Genomic DNA, 16,276 nt, shown 5'->3' with positions numbered 1-16,276 from the left:
CCAGGACTGCTGCTCACAAAGCGGTGGATCCTGATTTTGAAAAATATGACGACCAGCAGGGGCATCCGGGCTGGTGCCCGGACTATCTGCGGGATCCGTAGTGGCTTACCAGTCGCTGCTTCAGGACTGGCAAACCATGCGGTTTCTACGCCGGTGGTGTCCCCTTACCGAGGGTGACCAAGCATGCAAGAAAGCGTGATGCAGCGCATGTGGGACAGTGCCCACCTATCCGGTGGTAACGCTGCCTATGTGGAAGAGCTCTATGAGCTTTACCTGCACGATCCCAACGCTGTGCCAGAAGAGTGGCGCACTTACTTCCAGAAGTTGCCGACTGACGGCAGCGCCGCCACAGACGTATCGCATTCTACGATTCGCGATCATTTCGTTCTGCTCGCAAAAAACCAGCGCCGCGCGCAACCAGTGTCTGCTGGCAGCGTGAGCAGTGAACACGAGAAGAAGCAAGTCGAAGTGCTGCGCCTGATTCAGGCCTATCGCATGCGTGGCCATCAGGCTGCCCAACTCGATCCGCTTGGCCTCTGGCAGCGTCCTGTTCCGGCTGATCTGGCGATCAATCACTACGGCCTGACCGATGCCGATCTGGACACCACTTTCCGTACCGGTGGTCTGTTCATTGGCAAGGAAGAAGCTACTCTGCGCGAAATTCGCGATGCATTGCAGCAGACATATTGCCGCACCATCGGCGCAGAATTCACCCACATCGTCGATTCCGAGCAGCGCAGCTGGTTCCAGCAGCGTCTTGAAAGCGTACGCGGTCGTCCGCAATTCTCCGTCGACGTGCAGAGCCACCTGCTTGAACGTCTGACGGCTGCCGAAGGCTTGGAAAAGTACCTGGGCACCAAATACCCAGGCACCAAGCGCTTTGGTCTGGAGGGCGGCGAGAGCCTGATTCCGCTGCTCGATGAAGTGATCCAACGTTCCGGTTCCTACGGTACCAAGGAAATCGTCATTGGCATGGCCCACCGTGGTCGTCTCAACGTGCTGGTCAACACCTTCGGCAAGAACCCACGCGACCTGTTCGACGAATTCGAAGGCAAGAAAACCGAAGGCCTGTCCTCCGGTGACGTGAAATACCACCAGGGTTTCTCGTCCAACGTGATGACTGCCGGTGGCGAAGTGCACCTGGCGATGGCGTTCAACCCGTCGCACCTGGAGATCGTTTCTCCGGTGGTCGAAGGTTCGGTACGCGCCCGTCAGGACCGTCGTAATGACGCGATCGGCGAGAAAGTACTGCCAGTTTCCCTGCACGGTGATGCGGCATTTGCCGGTCAGGGTGTGGTCATGGAAACCTTCCAGATGTCCCAGACCCGTGGCTTCAAGACGGGCGGCACCATCCACATTGTGATCAACAACCAGGTCGGTTTCACCATCAGCAACCCGCTGGACTCACGTTCCACCGAGTACTGCACGGATGTTGCCAAGATGATTCAGGCGCCGATCCTGCACGTGAACGGGGATGACCCAGAAGCCGTGCTGTTTGTTACTCAGTTGGCCGTCGATTACCGCATGCAGTACAAGCGCGACGTGGTCATTGACCTGGTCTGCTACCGCCGTCGTGGCCACAACGAGGCCGACGAGCCGAGCGGCACTCAGCCGATCATGTATCAGCAGATCACCAAACAGCGCACCACCCGTGAGCTGTATGCCGATGCTCTGACTGCTGCCGCGCGTCAATCGGTTGAAGAGGTTCAGGCCAAGATCGACGAGTACCGCACGGCGCTGGATAACGGCCAGCACGTGGTCAAGAGTCTGGTCAAAGAGCCGAACAAGGAACTGTTCGTTGACTGGCGTCCGTACCTGGGCCACGCCTGGACGGCGCGTCACGATACGCGCTTTGAGCTGAAAACCCTGCAGGAACTCTCCAACAAGCTATTGGAAATCCCGGAAGGCTTCGTGGTTCAGCGCCAGGTGGCGAAGATCCTTGAAGACCGTCAAAAGATGGGTGCTGGTGCGCTGCCGATCAACTGGGGCTACGCCGAAACCATGGCGTACGCCACCCTGCTGTTTGAAGGCCACCCGATCCGTATGACCGGCCAGGACATAGGTCGTGGCACCTTCTCGCACCGTCATGCGGTGCTGCATAACCAGAAGGATGCCAGCGCGTTCGTGCCGCTCAAGACCCTATACGAAGGTCAGCCTCAATTTGAGCTGTATGACTCCTTCCTTTCGGAAGAGGCTGTACTGGCTTTCGAATACGGTTACGCCACTACCCAGCCAAATGCGCTGGTGATCTGGGAAGCGCAGTTCGGTGACTTCGCCAACGGTGCCCAGGTGGTGTTCGACCAGTTCATTTCCAGTGGTGAGCACAAATGGGGGCGTCTGTGCGGTCTGACCATGCTGCTGCCGCACGGCTATGAAGGGCAGGGGCCTGAGCACAGCTCGGCGCGTCTGGAACGTTATCTGCAGCTGTGCGCCGAGCACAACATGCAGGTTGCTGTGCCGACCACTCCAGCACAGATCTACCACTTGCTGCGTCGCCAGGTGATTCGCCCGCTGCGCAAGCCATTGGTCGTATTGACGCCGAAGTCGCTGCTGCGCCACAAATTGGCCATCTCGACCCTGGAAGATCTGGCCGAAGGCTCGTTCCAGACCGTGATTCCGGAACTGGATGCAATCGATCCGAAGAAAGTCCAGCGCCTGGTGCTGTGCAGCGGCAAGGTCTACTACGACCTGCTGGAGAAGCGCCGCAATGAAGGCCGCGAAGACATCGCCATCGTGCGTATCGAGCAGCTCTATCCGTTCCCGGAAGATGATCTGGCCGAGGCAATTGCCCCGTACAAGAACCTCAAGCACATCGTCTGGTGTCAGGAAGAGCCGATGAACCAGGGCGCTTGGTACTGCAGCCAGCATCACATGCGTCGCGTGGCGACAGCGCACAAGAAAGCGCTGTTCCTCGAGTACGCCGGTCGTGATGCCTCTGCTGCACCAGCCTGTGGTTATGCATCGATGCACGCCGAACAGCAGGAAAAACTCCTGCAAGACGCCTTTACTGTTTAACGCCTTCGCGCAACAGGCGGCTATCTGGGCCGCCTGCTAGAAGAAACCGAATTTAAGGAACCACACACAATGGCTATCGAGATCAAAGCCCCTACTTTCCCGGAATCGGTTGCCGACGGCACCGTGGCCACTTGGCACAAGAAACCGGGCGATGCGGTCAAGCGCGACGAGCTGATCGTTGACATCGAAACCGACAAGGTAGTGATCGAAGTGCTGGCCGAGGCCGACGGCGTCCTCGCGCAAATCATCAAGAATGAAGGCGATACCGTTCTGTCCAACGAACTGCTCGGTACCCTGGGTGAAGGCGGCGCTGCTGCGCCTGCACCGGCTGCTCAGGCGGCTGCCGCACCGGCCCAGGCCGCTGCACCAGCCGCTGCTGCGGGCGATGACCAAATCCTGTCCCCAGCTGCACGTAAGATTGCTGAAGAAAACGGCATCGACCCGAACAGCATTGCCGGCACCGGCAAAGGCGGGCGTGTCACCAAGGAAGACGTGGTGGCTGCCGTTGAAGCGAAGAAGAGCGCACCGGCAGCCAAGCCTGCTGCGCCAGCTGCCGCTGCACCGGTGTTCGCCACTGGTGACCGCACCGAGAAGCGTGTACCGATGACCCGTCTGCGCGCCAAGATCGCCGAGCGTCTGGTCGAGGCTCAGTCTTCCATGGCCATGCTGACCACCTTCAACGAAGTTGACATGACCGAAGTCATGGCACTGCGTTCGAAGTACAAGGACCTGTTCGAGAAGAGCCACAACGGCGTGCGCCTGGGCTTTATGTCGTTCTTCGTCAAGGCGGCCACCGAGGCGCTGAAGCGTTTCCCGGCGGTCAACGCCTCAATCGACGGCAACGACATCGTTTACCACGGCTACGCCGACATTGGTGTTGCGGTGTCCAGCGACCGTGGCCTGGTGGTCCCGGTGCTGCGTAATGCCGAGCTGATGAGTCTGGCTGAAATCGAAAGCGGCATCGCCACCTTTGGTAAGAAAGCCAAAGACGGCAAGCTGTCGATCGAAGAAATGACTGGCGGCACCTTCACCATCACTAACGGCGGCACCTTCGGTTCGATGATGTCGACGCCGATCGTCAACCCGCCGCAAGCCGCGATCCTGGGGATGCACAACATCATCCAGCGTCCGATGGCCGTGAACGGTCAGGTGGTTATCCGCCCGATGATGTACCTGGCGCTGTCTTACGATCACCGCCTGATTGATGGTAAGGAAGCCGTGACCTTCCTGGTGACCATCAAGAACTTGCTGGAAGACCCGGCGCGTCTGCTGCTGGACATCTAAAAGCCAGTTTCTCCCACGGCGGCCCTGTCTACAGGGCCGTCCGGTTTATTCGAGAAGGAATACGTTATGACCCAGAAATTCGACGTGGTAGTCATCGGTGCCGGCCCTGGTGGCTATGTAGCGGCCATCAAAGCAGCGCAGCTCGGTCTGAAGACTGCCTGCATCGAGAAGTACCAGGATAAAGAGGGCAAAATCGCCCTGGGTGGTACGTGCCTGAACGTCGGTTGCATTCCCTCCAAGGCGCTGCTGGACAGCTCCTGGAAATACTATGAGGCGAAGGATCACTTCGCGATTCACGGTATCGAAGCCAAAGGCGTGACCATCGACGTGCCTGCGATGATCGGTCGTAAGGCCAACATCGTGAAGAACCTCACCGGCGGTGTTGCCACGCTGTTCAAGGCCAATGGTGTGACCCTGCTCGAAGGTCATGGCAAGTTGCTGGCCAACAAGCAGGTTGAAGTCACCGGCTCCGACGGTAAGACGCAGATCGTCGAAGCCGAGAACGTGATTCTGGCCTCCGGCTCCAAGCCAATCGACATTCCGCCGGCTCCGGTTGATCAGGACGTGATCGTTGATTCCACTGGCGCCCTGGAATTCCAGAGCGTGCCGAAGAAGCTGGGCGTGATCGGCGCTGGCGTAATCGGTCTGGAGTTGGGTTCGGTGTGGGCACGTCTGGGCGCTGAAGTGACCGTGCTGGAAGCTCTGGACAAATTCCTCCCGGCTGCTGACGAGCAGATCGCCAAGGAAGCGCTGAAAACCTTCACCAAGCAGGGTCTGAAAATCTGTCTGGGTGCCCGTGTGACCGGCTCGGAAGTGAAGAAGAAGCAGGTTACCGTCAACTTCACCGACGCCGAAGGCGAGCAGAAGATCGTCTTCGACAAGCTGATCGTAGCTGTGGGCCGTCGCCCAGTGACCACCGATCTGCTGGCGGCTGACAGCGGCGTGACCCTGGATGAGCGCGGCTTTATTTACGTTGACGACCAGTGCGCGACCAGTGTGCCGGGCGTCTACGCCATCGGGGACGTAGTGCGTGGCGCCATGCTGGCACACAAGGCCTCGGAAGAGGGCGTGATGGTTGCCGAGCGTATCGCCGGCCACAAAGCGCAGATGAACTACGACCTGATCCCTTCGGTTATCTACACCCATCCGGAAATCGCATGGGTCGGCAAGACCGAGCAGCAACTGAAGGCTGAGGGCGTTGCCGTGAATGTCGGCACCTTCCCGTTCGCTGCCAGCGGCCGTGCCATGGCGGCCAACGACACCGGTGGCCTGGTCAAGGTGATCGCCGATGCCAACACTGACCGCGTTCTGGGTGTACACGTGATTGGCCCTAGCGCTGCCGAATTGGTGCAGCAAGGGGCAATCGGCATGGAGTTTGGCACCAGCGCTGAAGATCTGGGGATGATGGTGTTCTCTCACCCGACGCTGTCTGAAGCGCTGCACGAAGCAGCTCTGGCAGTGAATGGCCATGCCATCCACATTGCCAACCGCAAGAAGCGTTAACACGTTGTTGGCCTGAGCTACACCTGCGTCGGCGTTGTGTACCGACGCAGGTGTAGCTCAGGCAGAAAGAACCACGGCAGATGGCCCGCGTACAGCTCAGGTTGCTGCGCGGAATATCAGCCGGATTGCTCCAGAAGCAGTCACAGGTGGTGCGGCATCATAAGTGCAGCACCGTATGCGCAATACCTAAACGAAGACGGTAGACAAGCATGAATCTCCACGAGTATCAGGGTAAGCAGCTGTTCGCTGAATACGGCCTGCCCGTATCCAAGGGTTTCGCGGTAGACACCCCGGAAGAAGCCGCAGCAGCCTGCGAAAAAATCGGTGGCACCGAGTGGGTCGTCAAGGCTCAGGTCCACGCCGGTGGCCGCGGTAAAGCGGGCGGCGTGAAGCTGGTCAAGAGCAAAGAAGACGCCAAGGCTTTCGCCGCCAACTGGCTGGGCAAGCGTCTGGTGACTTACCAGACCGATGCCAATGGTCAGCCGGTCAGCAAGATCCTGGTTGAATCGTGCACCGACATCGCCAAGGAGCTGTACCTGGGCGCGGTAGTTGACCGTTCCAGCCGTCGCATCGTGTTCATGGCGTCCACCGAAGGTGGCGTGGACATCGAGAAAGTGGCACACGACACCCCTGAGAAAATCCTCAAGGCGACCATTGATCCGCTGGTTGGCGCTCAGCCGTTCCAGGGCCGCGAGCTGGCTTTCCAGCTGGGCCTACAAGGCGATCAGATCAAGCAATTCACTCAGATCTTCGTGGGTCTGGCCAAGCTGTTCCAGGACTACGACCTGGCCCTGCTGGAAGTGAACCCGCTGGTAATCAAGGCTGATGGCAACCTGCACTGCCTGGACGCCAAGATCAACATCGACAGCAACGCCATGTACCGTCAGCCGAAGCTGCGCGCCATGCACGATCCGTCCCAGGACGATCCGCGTGAAGCTCACGCTGCCAAGTTCGAACTGAACTACGTCGCGCTGGAAGGCAACATCGGTTGCATGGTCAACGGTGCTGGCCTGGCCATGGGTACCATGGACATCGTCAACCTGCACGGCGGCAAGCCAGCCAACTTCCTCGACGTAGGTGGCGGCGCAACCAAAGAGCGCGTGACCGAAGCCTTCAAGATCATCCTGTCCGACAGCAACGTCGCTGCCGTTCTGGTGAACATCTTCGGCGGTATCGTTCGCTGCGACATGATTGCCGAAGGCATCATCGGTGCAGTGAAAGAAGTCGGCGTGAAAATCCCGGTTGTTGTCCGTCTGGAAGGCAACAACGCTGAACTGGGCGCTAAAGTCCTGGCAGAAAGCGGCCTGAACATCATCGCGGCAACCAGCCTGACCGACGCTGCTCAGCAAGTCGTCAAAGCTGCGGAGGGCAAATAATGAGCGTCCTGATCAATAAAGACACCAAAGTTATCTGCCAAGGCTTCACCGGCTCGCAGGGTACTTTCCACTCCGAACAAGCCATCGCCTACGGCACCAAGATGGTTGGCGGCGTGACCCCAGGTAAAGGCGGCACTACCCACCTGAATCTGCCGGTGTTCAACACCGTCAAGGAAGCTGTGGAAGCCACTGGCGCCACTGCTTCGGTGATCTACGTTCCGGCTCCGTTCTGCAAAGACTCGATCCTGGAAGCAGCCTTCGGTGGCATCAAGCTGATCGTTTGCATCACTGAAGGCATCGCGACCATCGACATGCTGGAAGCCAAGGTCAAGTGCGACGAGCTGGGCGTAGTCCTGATCGGCCCGAACTGCCCAGGCGTGATCACTCCGGGCGAGTGCAAGATCGGCATCATGCCAGGTCACATCCACCTGCCAGGCAAAGTAGGCATCGTGTCGCGTTCCGGCACCCTGACTTACGAAGCTGTTAAGCAGACCACTGACGCCGGTTTCGGTCAGTCCACCTGCGTCGGCATCGGCGGTGACCCGATTCCGGGCTCCAACTTCATCGACATCCTGAAGTTGTTCCAGGAAGACCCGAAGACCGAAGCGATTGTGATGATCGGTGAGATCGGCGGTTCGGCTGAAGAAGAAGCGGCTGCCTATATCAAGGCCAACGTGACCAAGCCAGTCGTATCCTACATCGCGGGTGTAACCGCTCCGGCTGGCAAGCGTATGGGCCACGCCGGCGCGATCATCTCCGGCGGCAAAGGTACTGCAGACGAGAAGTTCGCAGCCCTGCAAGACGCGGGTGTGAAAACCGTGCGTTCCCTGGCTGACATCGGCAAGGCCCTGGCCGAGCTGACCGGTTGGGAAGTCAAAAACGCCTAAGCGTTGCTGACTGCTCATGAAAAGGCCACCTTCGGGTGGCCTTTTCTTTGTCTGCTCGGTTTATATCCGCTCGACCCTATCGTTAATAGGTGATGTGCCGATCTGCCGATGTTTAGGTAGGTAAAGCGCTCAGGCGCTGATAGCCGCGAGTTGCATCCCGGGTTGTCCGGCCACCTCACCAATCACCAGAATGGCCGGACTTTTCAGGCCAAAGTCGTCCGCTGCCTGCTGCATAAGGTTCAGATGGCTACGGCATTCGCGTTGCTCGGGCAGCGAGGCGTTTTCGATCAGGGCCACGGGCATGTCGGCGCGCATACCGCTGGCCAGCAGGTTTTGACGGATTTCCGCCAATTTGGCCACACCCATATAGACCACCAGCGTTGTGCCGCTTTGCGCCAGGGCGCTCCAGTTCAGGCTGCTGTCGTCCTGGGTGTGGGCAGTAATCAGGGTTACGCCACGGGCGACTCCGCGTAAGGTCAGGGGAATACCGCAGTTGGTGGCGCCCGCCAGGCCCGCGGTGATGCCGTTGACCATCTCCACCGCAATGCCATGCGCACCGAGCCAGTCAGCTTCCTCGCTGCCTCGGCCAAATATGCAGGGATCGCCACCTTTAAGGCGCACCACGCATTTGTCCTGACGGGCATAACGCAGCATCAACCGATGGATAAACGCCTGTGGCGTGGAACGGCAACCGCCGCGCTTGCCCACCGACATGATGCGCGCGTTAGGGCAGTGTTCCAGCACAGCGGGGTTGACCAGATCGTCGATCATCACGATCTCGGCCTGATTCAGAGCCTTTACCGCTTTGAGGGTCAGCAACTCCGGATCGCCCGGGCCTGCGCCAACCAGCCAGACTTTGGTGCTCATGTTGCTCTCCTCAGGCATTCGCCACGACGGACATGGTTTGTGTCGCCAGCAGTCGTTTGATTTCGGGTACGCAGGAGCCGCATTGAGTGCCGCATTTCAGTTCCTGCTTAAGGCTATTGAGGTCGAGGCCACGGGCGATACCTGCGCAGACGGCGTCCTGGCTGACATTCAGGCAGTTGCACAGGGTCTTGCCGGAGGCCTTGGCCGTACTGGTTCCGGGTGGCGTGGGCAGTGGTGCGAGCAGCCAACGGCGCAGTTCGGCATCCGCGCCGCCGGTTTCCCAAACACCCTTGAGCCAGTCGCGAGCGGCGGTTTCACCGGCCAGGCGGATCGCCGTGATGCGACCGTCTTCGATACGTACGCGCTTGCCGACGGCTTTGCGCGGGTCGTCATAGGCCAACACCGGGCCCTTGTTGAGGCCGAGCAGGTGGTCGATCTGTTCCAGCCATTCGGCATCGGGTGCCACCGCGCTGGCCGCTCGGATCAGCAGCGCTGGGCGCTCGCGACCGCTGAGGGTCAGGTTGGCGTAGGCAAAGGCTTCGAACAACGGGCGCAGTGCCTCGAAGCGCGACTGCACATCACCTTCGACCAGGGCAAAGAAGCTCCAGGGCAGCTCGACCTTTTCCACCTCGATGCCGGCATGCTTCAGTTCCGGCTGCTTGGACAGCGGATCGAACGCCGGTTGGGTCAGCACGTTGGTGCCCAGGCCGTTGAGAAAGCGATTGCCCCAGTGCATGGGCATATACGCCTGGCCACTGCGCACCGACTCATCGGCCACCACCGGCACGATCAGACTGCCACGGCGGCTGCGTACCTTGATTAAGTCGCCGCTCTGCAGGCGGCGCCGGCGCAGCTCGTCCGGGTGCAGGCTGAGCAGCGCTTCCGGGGCATGGCCGAACAGTTGCGCGGCCGAGCCAGTACGACTCATGCCGTGCCACTGGTCGCGCAGGCGACCCGTGTTGAGGGTCAGGGAATAACGTGTCTCGCGCGTTTCCTTGGCGGCGCGGAACGGCTCGGCCTGAAACTGTGCGCGGCCGTTTGTCGTCGGGAACTGGCCATCGCCATACAGGCGCGGCGTGCCCTGAGTCGCGCCGGCCGGGAACGGCCATTGCTGGGGACCTTGGTGATCCAGAATCGCGTAGCTCAGCCCCGAAAGGTCGAGATCGCGTTTGGCCGTCAGGTGTTTGTATTCCTCGAATAGCGCGTTAGGGCTGTCGAAGGTGAACAGGCTGGGCAGGCCGGGGCGGAGCAGACGTTCTAAACGACGGGCGAAATCGGCGGTGATGGCCCAATCCTCTCGCGCGTCAGCCGGTGCGGGCACGGCGCGGCGCACATGGCTGATGCGCCGCTCGGAATTGGTCACCGTGCCTTCTTTCTCGCCCCAGCTGGCAGCCGGAAGCAGAAGATCGGCGTAGTGGCAGGTTTCGGTGGTGAAAAAGGCTTCCTGCACGACGACAAAGGGGCAGGTGGCCAGGGCTTCATGCACCTTGTTTTGGTCTGGCAGCGATTGCGCCGGGTTGGTGCAGGCGATCCACAGGGCTTTGATGTGTCCGCTGCGCACGGCTTCAAACAGCTCAATGGCCGTAAGACCTGTGGTGTGCGGCAGGCTGTCGACGCCCCAATAATCGGCCACTTCGTCGCGGTGCTCGGCGTTGGCGGCGTCGCGGTGACCGGGCAGCAGATTACTCAGGCTGCCGGTTTCACGGCCGCCCATGGCATTCGGCTGGCCGGTGAGGGAGAAGGGGCCGCTGCCCACTTTGCCGATCTGTCCGGTGGCCAGGTGCAGGTTGATCAGGGCGCAGTTCTTGGCCGAGCCTGCGCTGGACTGATTCAGGCCCATGCACCACAGCGAGAGGAAGCTCGGCGCCTTGCCGATCAGGTCGGCGGCCTGCAGCAGGTCGGCCTGGCTGATGCCGCAGATATCGGCCACGGCGGCCGGGGTGTAGTCGCGAACCAGATTCTTGAGCGCGTCGAAGCCTTCGGTGTGGGCATCGATGTAGCGCCGGTCGATCCAGCCTTCCCACAACAGCAGGTGGAGGATGCCGTGAAACAGGGCCACGTCGCTGCCAGGCAAAATCGCCAGGTGCAGATCGGCCAATTCACAGGTATCAGTGCGCCGAGGATCGACCACGATGATTTGCATGTAAGGGCGCTGGGCCTTGGCTTCTTCCAAGCGGCGGAACAGCACCGGATGGGCGAAAGCCATATTGGAACCGACGATCAGCACGCAATTGCTCTGCTCGATGTCTTCGTAGTTGCAGGGCGGCGCATCCGCACCCAGGCTGCGTTTGTAGCCGACCACGGCTGAACTCATGCATAAGCGTGAGTTGCTGTCGATGTTGTTGGTTCCCATCAACGCTCTCGCCAGCTTGTTGAAAGCGTAGTAATCCTCGGTCAGCAGTTGGCCGGAGATGTAGAAAGCCACGCTGTTCGGGCCGTGTTCGCGGAGGGTTTCGGCGAACACAGTGGCGGCGTGATCAAGGGCGTTGTCCCAGTCCGTGCGACTGCGCGCCAGGCCCTTACCCAGGCGCAGTTCAGGGTAGAGGCCGCGGGCGTCGAGGTCGCCGGTCAGGTGCAGGCTCGCGCCCTTGCTGCAGAGTTTGCCGAAGTTGGCCGGGTGGCTGGGGTCGCCTGCGACGCCAAGAATCTTCTCGCCGTCGTGTTCGATCAGCACGCCGCATCCGACACCGCAGTAGCAGCAGGTGGAGGCGGTGACTTGAGTGGGGCTGGCCATGTTCGGAGCTCCTGGGGCGAGGGGACGTTCTGGTGCGAGGGGCTTCAGCCGCGACCGTCGCCGCTGAAGCGCCTCCCACGAAGCGGGCTAGTTGCGTTGCGCGAATGCCAGCAACACCCGACCGTTTTCCACCTTGGCGTCATGTCGGTGCGCGCAGCCCACGTCCGGTGCCACAGCGCTGCCGCTCTCCAACTCGATCTGCCAATTGTGCAGCGGGCAGGCCACGCGTTTGCCGTAGATCAGCCCCTGGGACAGCGGGCCGCCTTTGTGCGGACAACGGTCGTCGAGGGCAAACACCTCATCTGCGGAAGTCCTAAACAGCGCGATATGGCCTTTCGGGCCGCTGATGATGCGCGAACCGAGCACGTTGATGTCTTCCAGCGCGCAGATATCCAGCCAGTTCATACAGAGGCCTCCTCGAGGTTCACGACGCTGATGCGGTCGAACTCTTTCTTCAGTTGCGGGGTTTCGATGCGTGCCTTCCACGGGTCCTGTTCGAACGACAGGGCGAACTGCAGGCGCGTATTCAGGGCTTTGCGGTTCTCGGCGTTGTCCACCACGGCCTGCTTGATGTGCGCCATGCCGACGCGCTGCAGGTAGTGCACCGTGCGCTCCAGGTAGAAGGCCTCTTCGCGGTACAGCTGCAGGAAGGCGCCGTTGTATTCGCGCACTTCTTCGGCGGTTTTCAGCTTGACGAAAAACTCGGCCACCTCGGTCTTGATCCCGCCGTTACCGCCGATGTACATCTCGAAGCCCGAATCCACGCCGATGATGCCGACGTCCTTGATGCCGGCCTCGGCGCAGTTGCGCGGGCAGCCGGAGACGGCCAGCTTGACCTTGTGCGGCGACCACATGTTGAACAGGTCGTGTTCCAGGTCGATACCCAGCTGGGTGGAGTTCTGCGTGCCGAAGCGGCAGAACTCGCTGCCCACGCAGGTCTTCACGGTACGGATGGACTTGCCGTAGGCGTGGCCGGAGGGCATGTCCAGATCCTTCCACACGCCCGGTAGGTCTTCCTTCTTGATGCCCAGCAGGTCGATACGCTGGCCGCCGGTGACCTTGACCATCGGCACGTTGTATTTGTCGGCCACGTCGGCGATGCGGCGCAGCTCGGACGGGTTGGTCACGCCGCCCCACATGCGTGGCACCACCGAATAGGTGCCATCCTTCTGGATGTTGGCGTGGGCGCGTTCGTTGATCAGGCGCGACTGCGGGTCGTCCTTGGCTTCGCCCGGCCAGGTAGAAATCAGGTAGTAGTTCAGCGCTGGGCGGCAGGTGGCGCAGCCGTTGGGCGTGCTCCAGCGTAGCGCGGTCATGGTGTCGGCCATGTTGACCAGGTGCTGCTCGCGAATCGCTTGGCGGATCTGCCCATGGTTCAGGTCGCTGCAACCGCAGATGGCTTTCTCGCTTTTCGGTTTCACCTCGGCAGCGCCGCCGACCGTGCTGATCAGAATCTGTTCGACCAAACCGGCGCAGGAGCCACAGGAGCTGGCTGCCTTGGTGTGCTTCTTCACGTCATCGACGCTGAACAGGCCGTTCTCCTGGATCGCCTTGACGATGGTGCCCTTGCACACGCCGTTGCAACCGCACACTTCCATGCTGTCGGGCATGTTCGCCGCGCTGCTCTGGCCCTGGTGGCCGACGTCGCCAAGGGCACTTTCACCGAACATCAGGTGGTCACGGATCTGGCTGATGTTGGCGTTTTCCTTGATCTGGCGGAAATACCAGCCGCCATCGGCGGTGTCGCCATACAGGCAGCCACCGACCAGGATGTCGTTCTTGATCACCAGCTTCTTGTACACGCCGCCGATGGGGTCGGAGAGGGTGATGGTCTCGGTGCCTTCGCCGCCCATAAAGTCGCCGGCAGAGAACAGGTCGATGCCGGTGACTTTCAGTCTGGTTGAGGTCACCGAGCCCTGATAGCGGGCGAAGCCGAGTTGGGCCAGGTGGTTGGCGCAGACTTTTGCTTGTTCGAACAGCGGCGCGACCAGGCCATAGGCGATGCCACGGTGGTTAGCGCACTCGCCGATCGAGTAGATGCGCGGGTCGTAGGTCTGCAGGGTGTCGTTGACCAAGATGCCGCGGTTGCACGGGATGCCGGCCTTTTCCGCCAGTTCGGTGTTGGGACGGATGCCGGCGGCCATTACCACCAGGTCGGCGGGGATCACGTCACCGCTCTTGAACTGCACGGCGCAGACCCGGCCTTCACCGTTGTCCATCAGCTCTTCGGTTTGCTCATTCAGGCGGAAGTGAATGCCGCGTGCTTCCAAGGCGCTTTGCAGCAGCTTACCGGCCGTGCGGTCGAGTTGGCGCTCCAGCAGCCAATCGGAAAGGTGTACCACGGTTACGTCCATGCCGCGCATTTTCAGGCCGTTAGCCGCTTCCAGGCCGAGCAGGCCGCCGCCGATGACCACGGCATGGTTGTGGGTCTTGGCGGTGTTGATCATGGCCTGGGTGTCGGCCACGTCGCGGTAGCCGATTACCCCGGCCAACTTGTTGCCAGGGATCGGCAGGATAAAGGGGGTGGAGCCGGTGGCAATGAGCAGGCGGTCGTATTCGGCGCTGCTGCCGTCGGAGGCTGTAACCACGCGCTTCTTACGGTCGACGCTGACCACTTTGCGGTTGAGCATCAGATGGATGTTGTTTTCGGCATACCAGTTGAGGTCGTTGAGGATGATCTCCTCGAAGGTCTGTTCGCCGGCCAGTACCGGCGAGAGCAGGATGCGGTTGTAGTTCGGATGGGGTTCGGCGCCGAACACCGTAATGTCATAGAGATCGGGGGCGAGCTTGAGCAGCTCTTCGAGGGTGCGTACACCTGCCATGCCGTTACCGATCATCACCAGCTTGAGCTTCTGCATGCCGGCCATCTCCTGATTAAACACGCGCAAAACAAAAAAGGCGTCCCGCTAGTCACCTAGCGAGGACGCCTTTGTCCAAGTCCCGTTCTCTCGGGAAGTGCGACCCTCTTCGTTGAAGGTCGCGCTTTATTAAATTGTGTCAGTGACAATGCAGGTCGTGTGCCAACACATAGCGCGTGCTGTTTTGCAGGGCTTTAAGAGCGTTTGCCTGGTTGAAGGAGTGATTCTGGCACTCTCATGGTGCGCCGTGCGCTGGCGTGGTGCGCCTTGGCGGCAAGGTGCTGCCCTGAAAAACCGTGACCGTCACTGCGATGCCAGATCGGTCGCATGTGACGGCCCCATATGCGCAGCAGAGGTTCAGCGGCTGCCACGTACGTCGGTTGTGTAGATGGCATCCTCTACCGCAGTGCTTAACGCCTGGGTGGGAAGCGGAAGGGTCAGAAGGGCCAGAGCGAGTAGGCTGCTCAACAGCCCGGCGTGGCGGACATGGCTGCGTGTGGTTGGCATCGTGATTCCCTGCTTTTTTGTTGTTCTGCTTTAGGCCTAGCAGAGGATGTGCAGGCTGTCACGTGATGACTGACTAAAAATTGACCAGTGTCTATGGCTGGTCCAGCCAGTTGACCTTGCTGAAGGTCGTGCTGAAGGACGCTGGCATCGGCACCACTTTACCCAATTTGTAGTTGAAAAAGACAAAGCCGGACTTGGCCATGGCCACCAGGCTGCCATCGGCTGGGCGGGTAATGCGAAAGGTGATATCGCCACCATATTTGTTGAAATCCATCACCCCGACCTCGAATAGCAACTGGTCGCGGGCATGGGCTTCGGCGCGGTAGGTAGTGGCCAGGTCGGTGACGATGATGCCAGTGCCATCTTCCTGGGTTTCGACGATGCCGAACTCGAACAGAAAACGTGCCCGGGCTTCGGAAATCATCGAAATCATCGAGTCGTTGCCCAGGTGATTGGCCGCGTTAATGTCGGTCACCCGCACCGTCAGGTGGGTGCTGTAGCAGAACTGGTCTTCGGGGAACTCAAGTTTCAGGCGGGCCATGCCAGCATCCGGTCGTCAGCGAAAGGTGGCGAATGTTAACCCCGTTCGTCTTTGCCGGGCAGCCGCTGATGCAGGCGGCGGGTAAAACAGTGATGATCTGCCGATCATCCTGATGGCATGGGGCAGGTTAAGCATGAAACTCGGACGATTGAGCATCGGCGCGCTGCTGATGCTGTTGTGCTTAGTGGATGTGCAGGCACAGGGGCTGCGCGATGCCCTGAGTGATCGACGCAGTGCCAAGAGCGCCGCGCAGCTTGGCGCAGAGCTGTTGGCCGATCTGCCTTATGGCACGCATGCGCGCCAGCGTCTGGATGTGTACCGCCCACTAAAGGCCAAGTCGGCACCGATTCTGCTGATGATGCACGGCGGCGCCTGGGACAAGGGCGACAAACGCATGGACCGGGTGGTTGAGAACAAACTGGCGCGCTGGTTACCCCAGGGGTATCTGTTTGTCTCGGTGAACTATCGCCTGATTCCGGATGCGATGCCCGTGCAACAGGCCGAGGACATAGCCCAGGCGCTGAGCTACGTCCAGCAACATGCAACAGGCTGGGGTGGGGACCCGCAGCGCGTGGTGCTGCTGGGGCATTCGGCAGGTGCGCATTTGGTCAGCCTGCTCAGTGCCGCTCCTGAGATTGGCCAGGCTTATGCTGTACAACCCTGGTTGGGCACCGTGGCACTCGACAGTGCGGCGTTTGATGTTG

At 60.4% G+C, this 16,276-nt stretch carries 11 protein-coding genes; 6 read left to right on the top strand and 5 right to left on the bottom strand.

Features of this window, described 5'->3' with window-relative positions:
- Nucleotides 1-183 precede the first annotated feature (183 nt).
- From DBR00_RS10185 to sucD, 5 genes are all read left to right on the top strand, one after another.
- Nucleotides 184-3,015 (top strand): 2-oxoglutarate dehydrogenase E1 component, encoded by a 2,832-nt coding sequence (locus DBR00_RS10185; RefSeq protein ID WP_108488311.1) that lies wholly within the window; start codon nt 184-186, stop codon nt 3,013-3,015.
- 69 nt (nt 3,016-3,084) lie between these two features.
- Complete coding sequence (gene odhB / locus DBR00_RS10180) at nt 3,085-4,299, top strand: 2-oxoglutarate dehydrogenase complex dihydrolipoyllysine-residue succinyltransferase (protein WP_108488310.1); 1,215 nt, start codon at nt 3,085-3,087, stop codon at nt 4,297-4,299.
- 66 nt (nt 4,300-4,365) lie between these two features.
- Nucleotides 4,366-5,802 carry a dihydrolipoyl dehydrogenase gene (lpdA, locus tag DBR00_RS10175; protein WP_108488309.1) on the top strand — a complete coding sequence of 479 codons (1,437 nt, stop codon included), beginning with the start codon at nt 4,366-4,368 and terminating at the stop codon, nt 5,800-5,802.
- A gap of 209 nt (nt 5,803-6,011) precedes the next feature.
- A complete protein-coding gene (sucC, locus tag DBR00_RS10170; RefSeq protein ID WP_108488308.1) occupies nt 6,012-7,178 on the top strand; it encodes an ADP-forming succinate--CoA ligase subunit beta in 1,167 nt (388 codons plus the stop codon).
- Nucleotides 7,178-8,065, top strand: coding sequence for a succinate--CoA ligase subunit alpha (gene sucD / locus DBR00_RS10165; protein ID WP_108488307.1), 888 nt, complete (start codon nt 7,178-7,180; stop codon nt 8,063-8,065). Before sucC ends, sucD begins: the two co-directional genes overlap by 1 nt.
- A 129-nt stretch (nt 8,066-8,194) precedes the next feature.
- Here sucD and cobA read toward each other — a convergent pair whose 3' ends face one another.
- The 5 genes from cobA to DBR00_RS10140 form a co-directional block, all read right to left on the bottom strand.
- Nucleotides 8,195-8,932: a uroporphyrinogen-III C-methyltransferase gene (gene cobA, locus DBR00_RS10160; RefSeq protein ID WP_108488306.1), complete on the bottom strand. Its 738-nt coding sequence runs from the start codon at nt 8,930-8,932 to the stop codon at nt 8,195-8,197.
- Between the two features lie 10 nt (nt 8,933-8,942).
- Complete coding sequence (locus tag DBR00_RS10155) at nt 8,943-11,666, bottom strand: nitrate reductase (protein WP_108488305.1); 2,724 nt, start codon at nt 11,664-11,666, stop codon at nt 8,943-8,945.
- 87 nt (nt 11,667-11,753) lie between these two features.
- The gene (nirD, locus tag DBR00_RS10150; protein WP_108488304.1) at nt 11,754-12,071 is read right to left on the bottom strand and encodes a nitrite reductase small subunit NirD; all 318 of its coding nucleotides are present in this window, start codon (nt 12,069-12,071) and stop codon (nt 11,754-11,756) included.
- Nucleotides 12,068-14,524 carry a nitrite reductase large subunit NirB gene (nirB, locus tag DBR00_RS10145; protein ID WP_108488366.1) on the bottom strand — a complete coding sequence of 819 codons (2,457 nt, stop codon included), beginning with the start codon at nt 14,522-14,524 and terminating at the stop codon, nt 12,068-12,070. The genes nirD and nirB overlap by 4 nt, the downstream gene beginning before the upstream one ends.
- 598 nt (nt 14,525-15,122) lie before the next feature.
- On the bottom strand, nt 15,123-15,572 hold the full coding sequence (locus DBR00_RS10140) for a thioesterase family protein (protein ID WP_108488303.1): 450 nt from the start codon (nt 15,570-15,572) through the stop codon (nt 15,123-15,125).
- 133 nt (nt 15,573-15,705) lie between these two features.
- Here DBR00_RS10140 and DBR00_RS20795 point away from each other — a divergent pair.
- Nucleotides 15,706-16,276, top strand: a 571-nt coding sequence (locus tag DBR00_RS20795; protein WP_218276611.1) for an alpha/beta hydrolase, incomplete at its 3' end; no start/stop codon positions are given.

Source organism: Pseudomonas sp. HMWF032, assembly GCF_003060885.1.
Taxonomy (GTDB): domain Bacteria; phylum Pseudomonadota; class Gammaproteobacteria; order Pseudomonadales; family Pseudomonadaceae; genus Aquipseudomonas.
This window is presented reverse-complemented; position numbering and strand designations above follow the sequence as displayed.

Bases quoted from the DNA above. Each gene is read 5' to 3' on its own strand.
- DBR00_RS10185 (WP_108488311.1), top strand. From the start codon at position 184: ATGCAAGAAAGCGTGATGCAGCGCATGTGGGACAGTGCCCACCTATCC.
- odhB (WP_108488310.1), top strand. From the start codon at position 3,085: ATGGCTATCGAGATCAAAGCCCCTACTTTCCCGGAATCGGTTGCCGAC.
- lpdA (WP_108488309.1), top strand. From the start codon at position 4,366: ATGACCCAGAAATTCGACGTGGTAGTCATCGGTGCCGGCCCTGGTGGC.
- sucC (WP_108488308.1), top strand. From the start codon at position 6,012: ATGAATCTCCACGAGTATCAGGGTAAGCAGCTGTTCGCTGAATACGGC.
- sucD (WP_108488307.1), top strand. From the start codon at position 7,178: ATGAGCGTCCTGATCAATAAAGACACCAAAGTTATCTGCCAAGGCTTC.
- cobA (WP_108488306.1), bottom strand. From the start codon at position 8,932: ATGAGCACCAAAGTCTGGCTGGTTGGCGCAGGCCCGGGCGATCCGGAG.
- DBR00_RS10155 (WP_108488305.1), bottom strand. From the start codon at position 11,666: ATGGCCAGCCCCACTCAAGTCACCGCCTCCACCTGCTGCTACTGCGGT.
- nirD (WP_108488304.1), bottom strand. From the start codon at position 12,071: ATGAACTGGCTGGATATCTGCGCGCTGGAAGACATCAACGTGCTCGGT.
- nirB (WP_108488366.1), bottom strand. From the start codon at position 14,524: ATGCAGAAGCTCAAGCTGGTGATGATCGGTAACGGCATGGCAGGTGTA.
- DBR00_RS10140 (WP_108488303.1), bottom strand. From the start codon at position 15,572: ATGGCCCGCCTGAAACTTGAGTTCCCCGAAGACCAGTTCTGCTACAGC.